The 15,745-nt window shown below is 38.5% G+C and carries 19 protein-coding genes; 17 read left to right on the top strand and 2 right to left on the bottom strand.

From position 1 onward, the window contains the following. The first annotated feature begins 18 nt into the window (after nt 1–18). The 14 genes from dnaX to tsaD all read left to right on the top strand — a co-directional run bounded on the left by dnaX (nt 19) and on the right by tsaD (nt 9,859). Nucleotides 19–1,833: a DNA polymerase III subunit gamma/tau gene (dnaX, locus tag J3U54_RS00165; protein ID WP_267384248.1), complete on the top strand. Its 1,815-nt coding sequence runs from the start codon at nt 19–21 to the stop codon at nt 1,831–1,833. A gap of 18 nt (nt 1,834–1,851) precedes the next feature. Continuing rightward, nucleotides 1,852–2,181, top strand: a complete 330-nt coding sequence (locus J3U54_RS00160) for a YbaB/EbfC family nucleoid-associated protein (RefSeq protein WP_103752466.1) — start codon at nt 1,852–1,854, stop codon at nt 2,179–2,181. Beyond that, nucleotides 2,182–2,781 carry a recombination mediator RecR gene (gene recR / locus J3U54_RS00155; RefSeq protein WP_103752467.1) on the top strand — a complete coding sequence of 200 codons (600 nt, stop codon included), beginning with the start codon at nt 2,182–2,184 and terminating at the stop codon, nt 2,779–2,781. Then, nucleotides 2,781–3,011: a YaaL family protein gene (locus J3U54_RS00150; protein ID WP_103752468.1), complete on the top strand. Its 231-nt coding sequence runs from the start codon at nt 2,781–2,783 to the stop codon at nt 3,009–3,011. The genes recR and J3U54_RS00150 overlap by 1 nt, the downstream gene beginning before the upstream one ends. 103 nt (nt 3,012–3,114) lie before the next feature. Further along, a complete protein-coding gene (gene tmk, locus J3U54_RS00145) occupies nt 3,115–3,762 on the top strand; it encodes a dTMP kinase (RefSeq protein ID WP_103752469.1) in 648 nt (215 codons plus the stop codon). A 6-nt stretch (nt 3,763–3,768) separates the two neighbouring features. Then, on the top strand, nt 3,769–4,092 hold the full coding sequence (locus tag J3U54_RS00140; protein WP_103752470.1) for a cyclic-di-AMP receptor: 324 nt from the start codon (nt 3,769–3,771) through the stop codon (nt 4,090–4,092). After that, a complete protein-coding gene (locus J3U54_RS00135) occupies nt 4,092–4,952 on the top strand; it encodes a DNA polymerase III subunit delta (RefSeq protein ID WP_220232181.1) in 861 nt (286 codons plus the stop codon). The genes J3U54_RS00140 and J3U54_RS00135 overlap by 1 nt, the downstream gene beginning before the upstream one ends. Before the next feature lie 8 nt (nt 4,953–4,960). Next, on the top strand, nt 4,961–5,299 hold the full coding sequence (gene yabA, locus J3U54_RS00130; protein ID WP_103752472.1) for a DNA replication initiation control protein YabA: 339 nt from the start codon (nt 4,961–4,963) through the stop codon (nt 5,297–5,299). A 12-nt stretch (nt 5,300–5,311) separates the two neighbouring features. After that, entirely contained in the window at nt 5,312–6,166 is an 855-nt protein-coding gene (gene rsmI / locus J3U54_RS00125; protein ID WP_267384214.1) for a 16S rRNA (cytidine(1402)-2'-O)-methyltransferase, read from the top strand. Between the two features lie 14 nt (nt 6,167–6,180). Beyond that, nucleotides 6,181–6,918 (top strand): acyl-[acyl-carrier-protein] thioesterase, encoded by a 738-nt coding sequence (locus J3U54_RS00120; protein ID WP_267384212.1) that lies wholly within the window; start codon nt 6,181–6,183, stop codon nt 6,916–6,918. 52 nt (nt 6,919–6,970) lie between these two features. After that, nucleotides 6,971–7,489 (top strand): folate family ECF transporter S component, encoded by a 519-nt coding sequence (locus J3U54_RS00115; protein ID WP_267384209.1) that lies wholly within the window; start codon nt 6,971–6,973, stop codon nt 7,487–7,489. 27 nt (nt 7,490–7,516) lie between these two features. Beyond that, entirely contained in the window at nt 7,517–8,257 is a 741-nt protein-coding gene (gene tsaB, locus J3U54_RS00110) for a tRNA (adenosine(37)-N6)-threonylcarbamoyltransferase complex dimerization subunit type 1 TsaB (RefSeq protein ID WP_103752476.1), read from the top strand. Continuing rightward, nucleotides 8,241–8,807, top strand: a complete 567-nt coding sequence (gene rimI / locus J3U54_RS00105; protein ID WP_267384204.1) for a ribosomal protein S18-alanine N-acetyltransferase — start codon at nt 8,241–8,243, stop codon at nt 8,805–8,807. Before tsaB ends, rimI begins: the two co-directional genes overlap by 17 nt. Nucleotides 8,808–8,809: 2 nt before the next feature. Then, nucleotides 8,810–9,859, top strand: coding sequence for a tRNA (adenosine(37)-N6)-threonylcarbamoyltransferase complex transferase subunit TsaD (tsaD, locus tag J3U54_RS00100; RefSeq protein WP_103752478.1), 1,050 nt, complete (start codon nt 8,810–8,812; stop codon nt 9,857–9,859). A 34-nt stretch (nt 9,860–9,893) separates the two neighbouring features. On the opposite strand, the gene J3U54_RS00095 is transcribed toward tsaD, so the two are convergent. Beyond that, nucleotides 9,894–10,298: a GNAT family N-acetyltransferase gene (locus J3U54_RS00095; protein ID WP_174683350.1), complete on the bottom strand. Its 405-nt coding sequence runs from the start codon at nt 10,296–10,298 to the stop codon at nt 9,894–9,896. Nucleotides 10,299–10,635: 337 nt separating this feature from the next. After that, nucleotides 10,636–12,561 carry a ribosomal protection-like ABC-F family protein gene (gene abc-f / locus J3U54_RS00090; RefSeq protein ID WP_267384199.1) on the bottom strand — a complete coding sequence of 642 codons (1,926 nt, stop codon included), beginning with the start codon at nt 12,559–12,561 and terminating at the stop codon, nt 10,636–10,638. Nucleotides 12,562–12,874: 313 nt separating this feature from the next. On the opposite strand from abc-f, the gene J3U54_RS00085 reads away from it, so the two are divergent. From J3U54_RS00085 to groL, 3 genes are all read left to right on the top strand, one after another. Continuing rightward, nucleotides 12,875–13,516: a redox-sensing transcriptional repressor Rex gene (locus J3U54_RS00085; protein WP_103752480.1), complete on the top strand. Its 642-nt coding sequence runs from the start codon at nt 12,875–12,877 to the stop codon at nt 13,514–13,516. Nucleotides 13,517–13,697: 181 nt separating this feature from the next. After that, the gene (groES, locus tag J3U54_RS00080) at nt 13,698–13,982 is read left to right on the top strand and encodes a co-chaperone GroES (protein ID WP_103752481.1); all 285 of its coding nucleotides are present in this window, start codon (nt 13,698–13,700) and stop codon (nt 13,980–13,982) included. A gap of 16 nt (nt 13,983–13,998) precedes the next feature. Further along, nucleotides 13,999–15,630 (top strand): chaperonin GroEL, encoded by a 1,632-nt coding sequence (gene groL, locus J3U54_RS00075; RefSeq protein ID WP_103752482.1) that lies wholly within the window; start codon nt 13,999–14,001, stop codon nt 15,628–15,630. Nucleotides 15,631–15,745 lie beyond the last annotated feature (115 nt).

Below are 15,745 nucleotides of genomic sequence, written 5' to 3'. Positions count from 1 at the left end.
ACTAGGAAAGAAATATTAATGGCTTATCAAGCGTTATACCGCAAATGGCGGCCGCGCACTTTTGACAGTGTTGTCGGCCAGGAAGATATTACCAATACTTTAAAAAATGCGATTAAGCGCGGCACTATTTCTCATGCTTTTCTTTTTGCAGGTCCGCGTGGTACCGGTAAGACATCTTGTGCTAAAATTTTTGCCAAGGCCTTAAACTGCACCAACTTGCAGGATGGCGAACCATGCAATCAATGCGCAAATTGTCTTGCTGCCGATAAGGGTGCAATGTCCGATATTATGGAAATTGATGCTGCTTCTAATAATGGTGTCGATGAGATCCGGGAGATTCGTGATAAGGTTAAATATGCGCCCACGCAGGGTAAATACAAAGTTTACATTATTGACGAGGTACATATGCTCTCGATGGGTGCCTTTAACGCTTTACTGAAGACGCTTGAAGAACCGCCAGAGCATGTGGTCTTCATCTTGGCAACTACCGAATTGCAAAAGGTGCCAGCGACGATTATTTCGCGAACACAACGTTATAATTTTAAACGTATTTCGCAGACTGACCTTGAGAAACGAATGAAGTATATTCTAGATCAAGAAAAAATCAGCTATGACGACAAGGCGATTGCGGTCATTGCGCAAGTTGCCGATGGCGGAATGCGTGATGCGTTAAGCATCCTTGATCAACTGTTAAGTTATGAAAAAGATAAGGTCGAATACGATGCTGCGCTTGAAATAACTGGCTTTGCGGCAAAAGAAAAAATTGAGCAAATATTATTGGCGATTTTGGATAGAGATGCTGGCCAAGCCTTAACTTTGGCGCAAGCGGAGCTTAAAAATGGCGCTAGTTCAAAAAACATTTTGGATGAATTAATTGATATGGCAACGGCAGCTTTAATGATCGTTAAAGCTGGCAGTGACAATCAAAGCAATTTTTTAACAGAAGATTTTATTGCTAAAATTAAGGACGTGCCTGATCAGCGTTACTTCCAATTAATTGCTTCTGCCAATACCGCTTTGAATGATTTGCGGTATACTAACCAGCAGCAGATTCCGTTAGAGGTCTTTTTGGTTGAAAGTACGGATACCCAGCAATTAAGTGCGCCAACTATTCAGGAAACTGAACCGGCTTCAGCAACTAATGATAATCAGCAAGCTAAAAACGGTTCTGACTTACAGGCCGAAGTTACGGCTTTAAAGAAGCAAATCGTTAGTTTAACGGAAAAGGTTACTCGTTTAGGTAAAAAACAAACAAGTAATAGTGACCGGATTTTTCATCTTGATAACGCAGTTTCTGGTGGCAAGATTGCTAAAGCTACGCAAGAAACTGCTAAAACTAAAAAGAAACCTAAGAAAGTCAGAAATAATAAGCATGCTGATGAACAAAATCGTAAACAGGTTTATCATGTGCTTGAAAATGCCACCAAGAAGGATTTGCAGGCAATTAAAGATGTTTGGCCTGATTTGCAGTCAGTTTTAGCTGTTTCGCAACGGGCACTGCTAGACGTTTTAGAACCAGTTGCTGCCAGTTCCGATCAGGTTGTAATGAAGTGTAAATATGCTTTGTGGTTTGAAAAAGCCAGTTCTGATGAGGATTTATTAGGTATACTGACGGATCAGATTGCTAAATTTACCAAACGTGACTACCAAATTGTTTTGGTACCAGATAGCGATTGGTTTACGGTTCGCAAAGAATTTTTGCAAACACACCGTGAAGAAATGTTAAAGCGTAAACAGGACTCTAGTGCTGACAACCCAGCAGACGACAAGGAAAACGAGGTTGTTAAGAAAGCGAAAGACCTATTTGGTGATACAGTAAACGTAAAGGATTAAAATAAAGAGGAGAAAACAATGAGTAAAAGACCTAATTTTGGTGGAATGGGCGGCATGAATATGCAACAGATGATGAAGCAGGCTAAAAAGCTGCAGGAGCAAATGGCGCAAGAGCAAGAAAATATCACTGCGCAAGAATTTGTTGGCAAGTCTGCCGATGATTTAGTTGTTGCCACATTCAGCGGAGATCGTAAACTCAAGGGGATCGATATTAATAAAGAAGCAATTGATCCTGATGACCCAGATATGTTGCAAGACTTAATTATTGATGCGGTTAATAAAGGTTTGTCAGAAATTGATCAAGCAACTCAAGCAAGTTTAGGTAAATATACGAAGGGTATGATTTAATTGCAATATCCAGCACCAATTGCGCACTTAATTGATTCATATATGAAATTACCTGGTATTGGTGAAAAAACGGCTACTCGTTTGGCTTTCTACACTTTGGATATGCCAGACACAGATGTTCATGATTTTAGTACTGCTCTAAATGAAGTAAAAGAAAAGCTTCACCGCTGCTCTATTTGCGGTAATATTACCGAGCAGGATCCGTGCGTAATTTGTAGTAATCCAAGTCGTGAACAATCAACTATTATGGTTGTTGAGCAGCCCAAAGACGTCATGGCCTTTGAAGAAATGGGCGAGTACAGTGGCTTATATCATGTTCTGCACGGTGTTTTGTCACCAATGGATGGCATTGGTCCAGAAGAAATTAACATTAAGTCACTAATTGTTCGTTTACAAAAACAGGATAAAGTGAAAGAAGTAATTTTGGCATTGAATTCTACTCCGGAAGGTGAATCAACGGCAATGTATATCAGCAAGTTGATTAAGCCTGCTGGAATTAAGGTAACCCGTTTAGCTGCGGGACTTGCTGTGGGTAGTGATATTGAATACGCAAATTCAATTACGTTAAAACGTGCAGTGCAAGGGAGAACTTCGATCTAATGGCGCATAATCAAGTTAAAAAAATGGGCGATGAGTGGCTAACAGAAACGATTGAAAAATTGCAAGAAGAGATTGCAATTGAAAAAAATCTTAATTCTACCACGCTCGACATGTCAGAAGAAAATATTATTGCAAATGAAATTTTGCTAGCCAAGTATGCTTTTTTGTATCAAGAAGCCCGTCACCGACATACAAGATTTAGTGGTTTTACCAATGCAATTTCAGAATAAAAAGCTCTTATTTAAGGGCTTTTTTATTTTCACTAAAAATTAAAAGTACGTTGGGGTGTTCATATAGGACGAACTCTTGTAAAATAGACTCATGGAGAGTTTTATGAAGAGTTATTTTATTAGTTTCGAAGGGCCAGACGGGTCCGGTAAAAGCACAGTTTTAGAACAAGTGGTTGCCCAAATTGCACCACAATTGAAAACACAATATCTAGTGACTCGTGAACCAGGTGGTTCAGTAATCGCTGAAAAAATTCGGCAGTTTATTTTAGATCCTGCTAATGAAAAAATGAGTGCAAAAACTGAAGCATTACTGTATGCTGCTTCGCGAAGCCAACATATGAAGGAAACTATTATTCCTGCTTTAAAGGCTGGTAAAGTCATCTTTTCTGATCGCTTTGTCGATAGTTCTTTGGCCTACCAAGGGGCAGGCAGAGACCTAGGGATTGCGGCCGTGAAGCAGATTAATGAGTTTGCTACTAACGGGATTGAACCCAATTTGACCATCTTTTTGGATGTTAAGCCTCAAGTCGGGTTAGCGCGGATTTCTAAAGAGCGAGCTGGTCAAGAAGACCGTTTGGAGCAAGAAAAACTAGCTTTTCATCAAAAAGTTTACCAGGGTTACCAAGAAATTAATCAGAGCTATCCTGACCGGATCAAAGTTGTGGATGCCAATCAACCGGTTAATGATGTGGTAAAAGCATGTGTTAGAATTATTGAAAATTGTATACCAAGAGAATTGCTAAAGGACTGATTTAAAATGAAGTTGATAATTGCGATTGTTCAAAAAGAAGATGCTAACCGTTTGCAGCACGCTTTTGCCAAAGAAAGTATTCGTGCAACGAAGTTAGCAACCACTGGTGGATTCTTAAGTGAAGGAAATACTACCTTTTTAATTGGAATTGAAGATAAGTTTGTCAAAAAAGTAATGCGAATTATTAAGGGCGAATCACAGGGGCGTGAGGAATACTTAAACCCTAACTTGGCAATGACTGGCTTTGATGTCAGCAGTCAGCCCGTTAAGATTACCGTTGGGGGAGCAACCTGTTTTGTGCTATCAGTGGAAGAGTTTAAACAGTTTTAATGAAAATTGATATTTCACAAAGAGGCGTTAAACAGGCCGAATTTTTACGGCATGCATTCGAACAAAAAAAGTTAGCGCATAGCTACTTATTTGTCGATGCTAACGAATTGCAGGCTCTAAATACGGCATATTGGCTAGCCTGTCTATTTAATTGTACGGGTGAAAATAAGCCAGATGGTTCGTGTCAAAATTGCCAGCAAATTATTTCTGGTAATAATCCTGACGTCTTATTAGTTACAACTGAAGGCAAACAAAGCTTAGGGATTGATCAGATTCGTGTTTTAAAAGAAGAATTAGCCAAAAGTCCCGTGCAAAGCAGTGTCCGCTTTTTCATAATTAATGATGCACAAAAATTAACGCTATCCGCTGCTAATGCTCTGCTTAATTTGCTAGAAGAGCCCATTGCACCGGTGGTAACAATTCTGATTACTAATAATGCAGATCAAATATTACCGACCGTGCGTTCACGAACACAGATTATTAATTTTTCTGCTGGACAAAAAGCTGATGGCAGGACGGCGGCTTTATTAGCAAATGGCTTTAACCAAGAAGAAATTGCTGAATTAGGTGATACAACCAACTTGGATAAAGCAGGTAAGTATTTTTACCAAGAAATGCTTGAATATAATTCTTTAGCACTTGTTAGCGCGCACAAGCTCGCTGATTTAGCTAAAGGGAAAGCGGAGCAAAATTATCTCTTGCTTTTGTTAAAAAAGATGGCTCAACAGGATTTAAATAATGGTAGCCAGCAGGCGGGGGCAAGAATGTTGAAGCATTTACTGGAAGTTGACAAGATGCGCTATAGCAATGTTGGTTTTCGCAATCTGCTTGATTATCTTGCTCTGCAATGGAAAAGGTAGGTGTTTTTATGGTAGATTCTTATTCAAAGTTAGAGCAGCTCCATGATTCAATGGTCAGTATGACTAAGACAATCGAGAGCTTAGAAAATAGTATTTTAGAAACGCTCAAAGAAAATACAGAGCTGAAAGTTGAAAATCAGTTATTACGTGAAAAAATGGATAAGATGAATAACGCACATAATAACGCAATCAAAACGCAGAGCGGTCTTGAGTCTTTACGCAAAATATATAATTCGGGCTATCACATTTGCAATATGTATTACGGCTCACACCGTGATCCAAGTTCGGATTGCATGTTTTGTTTGGATATTCTTGATAATTTTGGCGAAAAAAAGAAAGCACATTAAAGGAATGATATAATGCAGCGGCAAAGTAGTTATGCTCAAAATGAGGGGAAACTTTATTTAGTACCGACTCCGATTGGTAATTTGGAAGATATTACAATCAGGGCAAAAAGAATTCTGCAAGAAGCAGATTATATTGCGGCTGAGGATACTAGAACTAGTGGTATTCTGTTAGAAAAAATCGGTGTCCATAATCATATGCTGTCGTTTCATAAATATAATTCCAAAGAGCGCGCTCCGGAGTTAGTTAAATTAATGCAGGATGGGGCCGTTATCGCTGAGATTAGTGATGCCGGGATGCCGGTTATTTCAGATCCCGGATTTGTATTGGTTCAGGAATGTATTAAAAATGACATCCCGGTTGTCCCGTTACCGGGGGCTTCGGCTTTCACAACTGCACTGATTGCTTCCGGTTTTGACGCGCAGCCTTTTACCTATTATGGTTTTTTACCGCGAAAAGCTGGAGAACAAAAACCGTATTTTGTTCAAATGGAACAAGCTCATGGCACCTCTATTTTTTATGAAGCACCGCACCGATTAGTTAAAACTTTAAGTAATATGGCAACTGTTTTTGCACCAGAACGTGAAATTGTTGCTGCCAGGGAGCTGACTAAAATTCACGAAGAATTTATTCGGGGAACTGTTCAAGAGGTAAGTCAATATTTTTCTGAAAACCAGCCACGAGGAGAATTCGTTATTTTGGTTTCGCCCAATACTGAGCAAACTGAGCAATTGTCTTGGCCTGAATTAATTGAACTCGTTGATGAGCGTGTTGATCAGGGTGAAAGTAAAAAATCTGCCATTAAAGAAGTAGCGCAGGCAAACCAAGTTTCTAAAAATGAATTATATGATCGTTATCATCAGAAATAATGGGGATGCAAAAAATGAAGTATAGTGAACAACATCAAGTAAATTTTTATGAATGTGATGAAAATCAGCATTTAAAAATACCCGCAATGATTGATCTAATGATGAGCGTGTCCGAGCATCAATTGGATAATGGTGCGGGTAGTACTGAAGAGTTGAATAAACGTGGACTCGGATGGGTAGTTACTCAATATCATATTGATATCAAGCGCTGGCCGAAGCCAAATGAAAACATAACCTTAACAACCGATCCGGTTGGCTATAATCGTTTTTTGGAATATCGTGATTATTCGTTCAGTGATCAAGAAGGTAATGAATTGATCACTGCTCAGAGTGAATGGGTCTTATTTGACTTAGCTAAGCGGAAGCTAGTTTCGACAGACAAGGAAATGATGGCTAAAATTGGAGTTCCATTATTAAAGAAACTGCCCCGTTTTTCGCGGATTCGGTTGCAAGAAGATTATCCAATTAAGAGACAGTACCGTGTTCGTTATGATGATCTAGATACTAACCATCATTTGACTAACGGCCATTACTTTAACTGGTTTATTGACACGCTTGATCGTGATTTTCTCAAAAATCATGTAGTCAGTGCAATTGACATTAAGTTTAATCTCGAAGTTCGTTACGGTCAAAAGCCGTTTGCCTGCGTAAAACTGGTTGAAACTGATGATGAGATTAAATCTTACCACACAATTGCCGATGAAGATAAAAAGGATAAAGCCGTTTGTGAACTAACTTGGCGCAAGTTATAATGAGATAATGGTATACTATTACCAAGTTTATTAATGAAAGAAAGTGCTGCAAATGACTACAAAGGAAATGTTTAAGGTCGAATTGCGTGATCTAGTCCTTTTGGGATTTGTTGTTGCCATTAAAATTGTGCTAAGTCGGTTCACGATTGGTACAACAATTGTTCATATTGGTTTGGGCTTTATTGGTAGTGTTTTATTAGGTTATATGTTTGGTCCCGTTTGGGGTGCAGTCGGTGGCGGAATTAGCGATTTAGTTTCATCGGCCTTATTTGCTAACCAGGGGGGCTTTTTTATTGGCTTCACTTTAAGTGCTATGATTGGCCCGCTTATTTACGGTTTAATTCTGTATAAAAAACCGGTAAAAATCTGGCGGATTATATTGGCGACATTGCTGGTAACGGTAATAGTTAATTTAGGGATGAATACCTTGTGGTTGCACTTTTTGTATGGCATGGACTTCAAGGTGGCTTTGATTCAGCGAGTTCCTAAAGAAGCAATTGCACCTTGGCTAGAAATGATTATTACCTACTTTGTTTTACGGGCTCTTTCTCGTGTTAAAATTAGAAGGTAGTTTTGAGAAAGGGATAAATGATCTGAAATGAAAATTTTAAGTGTATCAACAGCAACTAATCAGTTAAGTGTAGCTTTAAATGAAGATACTACTGTGATGGTTGAAAAAAGTGAACACGATAAGCGAAATCATAGTGAACACCTTGATCCGTTAATTGCTGAAATTTTAACCGAGAATCACCTTAAGCTCAAAGACATTGACCGCTTTGCGGTGGCAATTGGACCAGGCTCTTATACAGGATTACGGATTGGGGTTACAACAATTAAGATGTTTGCCAGCATTTTGGCCAAACAAGCAGTTGGTGTATCAACTATGAAGGCTTTAGCGGCAAATTGTCAAGACACAGATACGTTGATTGTAGCAGGTATTGATGCCCGAAATGACAATTTTTTTGCAGGGGCTTATTTAAGAGAAAATGGTCAATTAGTTAATATTATCGAAGACGGTCACTATCATATTGATAAATTACTAAAAGCCGTTAAGGATTATGCTCTAACTCATAAACTGGAAAAGGTGGTTTTTGTCGGGACGGGCTTTGAAAAGCAAGAAGAAGCTATCAATAAGTTAGATTTACCGGTTAGTTTTGGTACTGATGAGCAAAATGTAATCCATGCAGGAGTTATCGGCAAATTGGCAATTGATGAGCAGCCTGTTGAGCCGGATCAGTTGCTACCAAGGTATTTGCGGCGTACGCAAGCCGAAGTAGATTGGCATAAGAAAACTGGCAAGCCGTTTGAAGCAGACAGTAACTATGTGGAAGAGGTTTAAGCAATTTTGCAATTTTTCTCGCGTAGGCAATAAATTGGTTCAACCTACATTTAGACCGTTTATGTTTACACTAGATAAACATGTTTTGCAGGTAATGCGTGCTAAAGAAAGTGATATTGCCAATCTTCTTTTTTTAGAGACTAAAACTTACGAAGGTCGTACGCCGTGGGCAGCTGAAATTTTTCAACTTGAATTGCAAAAAAAGGACTCTTTATATTTAGTCGTCTACCATAAGACGGCACTGATTGCGGTCATTGGGATGAGGCTAAATTTGGTTGAAGCACATATAACCAATCTTGCTGTTGATCCCGCCTGGCAGAAAAAGGGTCTAGGTACTTATTTGATGCAATTAATGATTGATTATGCTCGCAAATTAGGATGTCATTCGATTTCTTTAGAAGTTCGGATTGATAACGAAGTAGCTAAAAAGTTGTATCAAGGTCTTGGCTTTACCGTTAATTTTGTTAGACCAAATTATTACCAAGATTTACATAAAGATGGGTTAAACATGGTGCTTACTTTGGCACCTGATGATAAAGAAAGTGATTAGTTTTGGACAGTAAAAAAGATATCCGTATTTTAGCTTATGAAAGTTCATGTGATGAAACTTCGACTTCAGTGGTTAAAAATGGCCGTGAAGTAGAAAGTTTAATTGTGGCTACTCAGATTAAGAGTCACCAACGTTTCGGCGGGGTGGTTCCCGAAGTTGCGAGTCGCCATCACATTGAAGTAATCAGCCAGATTACGAAAGAAGCGTTGCAAAAAGCAAATGCAACTTGGAATGATATTGATGCGATTGCTGTCACTTATGGTCCAGGACTAGTTGGTGCGCTACTTATTGGTGTTAGCGCAGCAAAAGCGGCCTCAATGGCAACGGGCATTCCTTTGATTGGTGTTGATCATATAATGGGGCATATAATGGCGGCACAGTTAACTGCTGAGATTGAATACCCTGCGCTTGCACTGCAAGTTTCTGGTGGTCACACTGAAATCGTCTTATTGAAAGATCCGACTCATTTTGAAATTGTTGGTGATACCCGTGATGATGCTGCCGGTGAGGCTTATGATAAAATCGGCCGTGTTTTAGGCGTGAATTATCCAGCTGGTAAAACGATTGATGAATGGGCTCACCAGGGTAATGACACTTTTCATTTTCCTCGTGCAATGATGGAAGATGATGATTATGATTTTTCTTTTTCCGGTTTAAAGAGTGCCTTTATCAACACTTGTCACCATGCTGACCAAATTCACCAAGAATTAAATAAATTTGATTTAGCCGCAAGTTTTCAGGCTGCCGTTGTTGATGTTTTGGCACATAAAACCATCCGAGCAATTAAACAGTATCAGCCACGTACCTTTATTATGGGTGGCGGTGTTGCAGCGAATCGCGGATTACGGGAGCGGATGGAGGAAGAGATTGCTAATTTACCTCATAACATCAAGCCGAAAGTAATCTTGCCGGACTTAAAGCTCTGCGGTGATAATGCGGCGATGATCGGTGCTGCAGCTTACAACTTATACCAAGATCATCAATTTGCAGACTTGACTTTAAATGCTGATCCGTCATTAGAATTGCCGTATGCTTGCAGTATGTTAAATTAAAAGGGCTGACCATAAATGGTCAACCCTTTTTAGTTTAAAATTCTTGATAAAAAGCAACTAGCTGCCCTTGATCACACGATCTAAAACCACATTTTTCATAGAAAAAGCGTGTTTCTGGTTCGTCGATAGTCAAGAGTACTTTTTGCCGAACTGCTTGAAACTTAGTAAGAACCAACTTGACTAAGTGTGTGCCAATACCTTGTTTTTGGTATGATGGCTGAACAAGCAAATCTTGGATATAGATAATTGAGACACCATCACCAACAACGCGAATTAGTCCGACAAGTTTGTCTTCACTAATTGCTGCAATGGTTAGTAGCGAGTTGTTAATCGCTGCCTCTAGCTCAGTTGGGTTTTTAGTGTATGCGGTCCAACCAACGCTGTTATATAAATTAATTAATTGTTTTTGGTTAATATTTTGTGTTGTAATGTACTTCATTTTTATCCTCCTCAATTTATTTAAAATTTGGGAGTATAACGTAATTTTTCCATTGAGACACCTTCTTTGAATTGAGTTAATGCAATTATAAATGAAATAAGTTAAATAGCAATAAGTGCTGAACTATTTTTAAAATAAAATTGAATAAAACCAGGTATATTGCTAGTCAAACACAGAAGATGGGGCAAGCTATGCTAGTTTACGTTAATTTAGATTATCATGGTTAAATTTTAATAGGCGGTGATGCAGCAGAATGCATTTCTGGTCGTGCCGTTTGGCTGTTAACATAAGAAAAAATCCTAATTCTTTCTTGCGAATTGAATTAGGATTTTTTTTATTAATTGAATTCATCTAAATCTGTTAATGCTGTTTCCCAGTCATTATTGGCTTGCTCCAAATCAGTTTGAACATTGGTTAATTCTTCTTGTAAGGGACCAAGTTTATCAAAATTTGTCGCAATTTCTGGGTTAGCCATTTCCGTTTGAATTTGCTCTTGCTTTTGTTCAAGCTTATCAATCTTGGTTTCGATCTCTTCAACTTGACGTTCAAGCTTACGTTTTTGGGAGTCTCTTTGCTTTTGTTCTTGATATGACAACTTATTAGTTTTTAGCTCTGCACTGCCAGTTTCATTCTCATTTGTAGAAACTTCAGCCGTAGTATCAGCAGTAAACTTATTTTTTTCGTCTAAATAATAAGTGTAGTCACCCTCATAGACTTTGGCATGCTTATCTTTGATTTCGACAATTTTATTGGAAAGCTGATTGATAAAATACCGATCGTGAGAGACAAAGAGCAGCGTGCCATCAAAATGCTGTAACGCTTGTTCCAAAACTTCCTTTGCTTCTAGGTCTAAGTGGTTCGTGGGCTCGTCCATTAGTAAAAAGTTGTTGTGCTCAAGCGACAAGACCGTCAAGGTTAACCGGGCTTTTTGGCCACCGGAAAGCTGCCCAACAGTTTTATCAATATCTTTGGCGGTAAAGAGAAAACTCGCCAGAATTGATCTAACATCCCGTTCAGGCATTGTTTTGTGACGATCCCAAACGGTATCAATCACTGTTTTGCTAGGATCGAGCAGTTGGAGTTCTTGATCGTAGTAGCCGATATCAAGCGAAGCACCATACTTAATTGAGCCACCTTTAGGCTGTAAGTCCTTCATAATCGTTTTTAATAAAGTTGATTTACCAATACCATTGGCACCAATAATAGCAACACGATCACCTTTGTTAACTTGCAGTGAAATGTCTTGAACCATTGTCTTAGTCGGGTAGCCAATCGTTAGATCCCGTAAGATTAATACTTCTTTACCTGAGGGTCTTTCACTTTTGAACTTAATCCGCACCTTATTTTTGTGCTTAGGTGGTGTGATTCGTTCCATTTTCTCAAGTTGCTTGCGCCTGCTTTGCGCTCTTTTAGTTGTTTTTGCCCGAACTAAATTCTTTTGAATAAATTCCTCGTCTTTTTTAATTTTTTCTTGCTGCCGTTCGTAAGCTTCTTCTTGTTGCTGATCACGTTGCTTTCGCTGGGCAACATAATCGGAATAATTTCCTTTAAAAGCTGTTAACTTACCAAATTGTAATTCAAAAATTTGGTTAGCAAGATGATCTAAAAAGTACTGGTCGTGAGAAACAACTAAAATTGCTCCGGAATATGTTTTAAGAAAACCTTCTAGCCAGTCAAGTGTGTCTAGATCTAAATAGTTGGTCGGTTCATCGAGTAAAAGTAGCGGTGGCTTGCGTAATAGCAGTTTGACAAAGGCAAGCCGGGTTTTTTCACCGCCAGAAAGATCACCAATAATTTTAGTCCAAGTATTTTCAGGGAAGTTAAAACCATTCAAAATACTTTTAATATCCGCCTGATAGGTATATCCACCTTGTTGTTCAAAATCAAATTGCAACTGGTCATATTGTTTTAAAAGTTGCTTATCTTCCGGATGTTCGGCAATTGCTTGTTGCAAGTCGCGGATTTTTTGTCCTTTTGCAATTAATGGCGCAAAAACGGTCAGCATTTCATCCCAAATGCTCTTACTTTCATCTAAGCCATTTTCCTGCGCGATATAACCCACATCGATCCCTTTATTAATGGTAAATTCGCCGTGGGTAGCTTCTTCTTCACCCGTCATAATTTTAAGGAGTGTGGTTTTACCAACTCCATTTGGTCCTACAAGGCCAATTCTTGCATTTGAATCAATCGAGAAATTAACGTGATTGAATAGCGTATTGGCACCAAATTGTTTTTCTAAATCGTGTCCTTGTGCAATTATCATATTTTTCACCTAAAGTCTATTTTAGCATATGTGGCAAGACTGCTGGCAACTGCATGAGAAATAAGCCTTTTTTAAGTAAAATTATTTTTTCATCATTAGTAAATTGATTACGAGTATTTGCTCAGTTATTTACAAATAATTTTTTAATTACCATGTAAAGCGGGTTAATTAACAGTAAAATCGTGTTTTGTGATTGTGTTAGATTGTGAAAAAACATTTGCAAATATCAGTAAGTTATAGGTAAAATAATATTAATTGATGAGTGAATTCACAAAAAAGCTCACTAGTGATATTAAGTTGGAGGCTTTTTAAAATGGAAAAAATAAAAATACCTACAGCGACAGCGAAGAGACTGCCGCTTTACTATCGTTACCTAATTATCCTGAATGAAGCTGGTAAAGAAAAGGTTTCATCTACTGAATTATCAGAAGCAGTTCAGGTTGATAGTGCATCAATCCGTCGTGATTTTTCATATTTTGGTGCTTTGGGTAAGCGTGGGTATGGCTATGATGTCAAAAGTCTCCTATCCTTTTTTAAAAAGATTTTAAATCAAGATACTTTAACTAATGTTGCATTAGTTGGTGTAGGTAATTTGGGACACGCCTTGCTGAACTATAACTTCAAACGAAGCAATAACATCCGAATTTCCTGTGCTTTTGATATTAATCCTAAAATTACGGGCAAAATTTTGAGTGGCGTTCCTGTTTATGAAATGAGTGAATTGCAAAAGCAGCTGAGTGACCAACAGATCACCATCGCTATTTTGACAGTGCCGTCAGATTCTGCACAAAAAACAGCGGATGACATGGTCGAAGCTGGCATTAAGGGCATTATGAACTTTACGCCAATTCGGTTATCAGCCCCAACCGGGGTTAGAATTCAAAATGTTGACTTGGCGACTGAATTACAAACCCTCATTTATTTCCTTGATTCGGATAAAGATAAGAATAGATAAATTTATAAAGCCGCCGCTGCAATGGCTAAAGAAAATTAGCACTTTAAGTAAAAAAGTGCTAATTTTTTCTTGCTTTTTTTATTAAAAGGGGGTATTATCATATTTGTAAGTTAGCACTTGGTTAATAAGAGTGCTAACAAATAACAAAAATGATTTTAAATTAAAATTAGGAGGGACAAACGTGTTACAACCAATTGGTGATCGCGTGATCGTAAAAGTTAAAGAAGAAGAAGAAAAGACTGTAGGCGGAATCGTCCTTGCTTCAAATGCTAAAGAAAAGCCAACAGAAGGTGAAGTTGTTGCTGTCGGTGAAGGCAGTTATGCAGAAAACGGCAACAAGATCCCAATGTCAGTTGAAAAGGGCGACGTTGTTCTATATGACAAGTATTCTGGCACTAACGTTGAATACGAAGGTGAAAAATTCTTAGTCCTTCATGAAAAAGATATTTTGGCAGTGGTTAAGTAATTAAGGAGCGAAAATTATGGCAAAAGATATTAAATTCTCAGAAAAAGCAAGACGTTCCCTATTAAAGGGTGTTGATAAGTTAGCTGATACTGTTAAGGCAACAATCGGTCCTAAAGGTAGAAACGTTGTCTTAGAGCAATCTTATGGCAATCCTGAAATTACTAACGATGGTGTTACCATTGCTAAGTCAATTGAATTAAAAGATCACTACGAAAACATGGGTGCTAAGCTAGTTGCCGAAGCTGCACAAAAGACTAATGACATTGCTGGTGACGGTACCACTACTGCAGTTGTGTTAACTCAAGCAATCATCCGTGAAGGAATGAAGAATGTAACTGCTGGTGCTAACCCCGTAGGTGTTCGTCGCGGAATTGAAAAAGCTACCAAGGCTGTTGTTGATGAATTACATAAAGTAAGTCACACTGTTTCTTCAAAAGATCAAATTGCGCAAGTTGCTTCAGTTTCATCTGCTTCAAAAGAAGTTGGTGACTTAATCGCTGATGCAATGGAAAAAGTTGGTAACGATGGTGTTATCACAATTGAAGACTCACGTGGTATTGAAACTGAATTATCAGTAGTTGAAGGTATGCAATTCGATCGTGGTTACTTATCACAATACATGGTAACTGACAACGACAAGATGGAAGCAGATTTGGACAACCCATATGTTTTAATTACTGACAAGAAGATTTCTAACATTCAAGACATCTTGCCATTATTGCAAGAGATTGTTCAACAAGGTAAATCATTATTGATTATCGCTGACGATGTTTCTGGTGAAGCACTCCCTACTTTAGTATTGAATAAGATTCGTGGTACTTTCAACGTTGTTGCTGTTAAGGCTCCAGGCTTTGGTGACCGTCGTAAAGAACAATTACAAGATATTGCCGCTCTTACTGGTGGTACAGTTATTACCGAAGATCTTGGTCTTGAATTAAAGGACACAACGATTGATCAATTAGGTAAAGCACGTCGCATCACTGTTACTAAGGACTCAACGACTATTGTTGATGGTGCTGGTTCAGACGAAGCAATTAAAGAACGTGAAGACTCAATCAGAAGTCAAATCGAAGAAACAACTTCAGACTTTGACAAGAAGAAGTTGCAAGAACGTCTTGCTAAATTAACTGGTGGTGTAGCTGTTATTCATGTTGGTGCTGCTACTGAAACTGAGTTAAAAGAACGTCGCTACCGGATTGAAGATGCTTTGAACTCAACTCGTGCCGCTGTTGACGAAGGCTACGTAGCTGGTGGTGGTACTGCATTAGTTGACGTTATCAAGAACGTTGAAGACCTTAAAGGCGACAATGCTGATGAGCAAACTGGTATCAACATCGTTTTACGTGCATTGACTGCTCCAGTACGTCAAATTGCTGAAAACGCTGGTGAAGATGGTTCAGTTATCTTGAACAAATTACAAAGTCAAGACCCTGAAGTTGGTTACAACGCTGCTAACGGCGAATGGGAGAACATGGTTGAATCTGGTATTATTGACCCAACTAAGGTTACCCGTACTGCACTTCAAAACGCTGCTTCAATTGCCGCATTATTATTAACAACTGAAGCTGTTGTTGCTGATATTCCAGAAGACAAACCAGTAGCTGATCCTAATGCTGCCGCTGGTGCCGGTGCTCCAGGAATGATGTAATTTTAAAAAGATTAAATAAAAATCGCTCGGTTGAGCGATTTTTTTGTGTATTTGTTAATTTTACCTACTTAAATAAATATAATAACAATGCTGTTTAAAGTACCTTTACAATAAA

The sequence above is a fragment of the Lactobacillus sp. B4007 genome, from assembly GCF_026535895.1.
GTDB lineage: Bacteria > Bacillota > Bacilli > Lactobacillales > Lactobacillaceae > Lactobacillus > Lactobacillus panisapium.
Note: the sequence above shows the minus strand (reverse complement) of the source record. Positions and strands in the feature narration are given on the sequence as shown.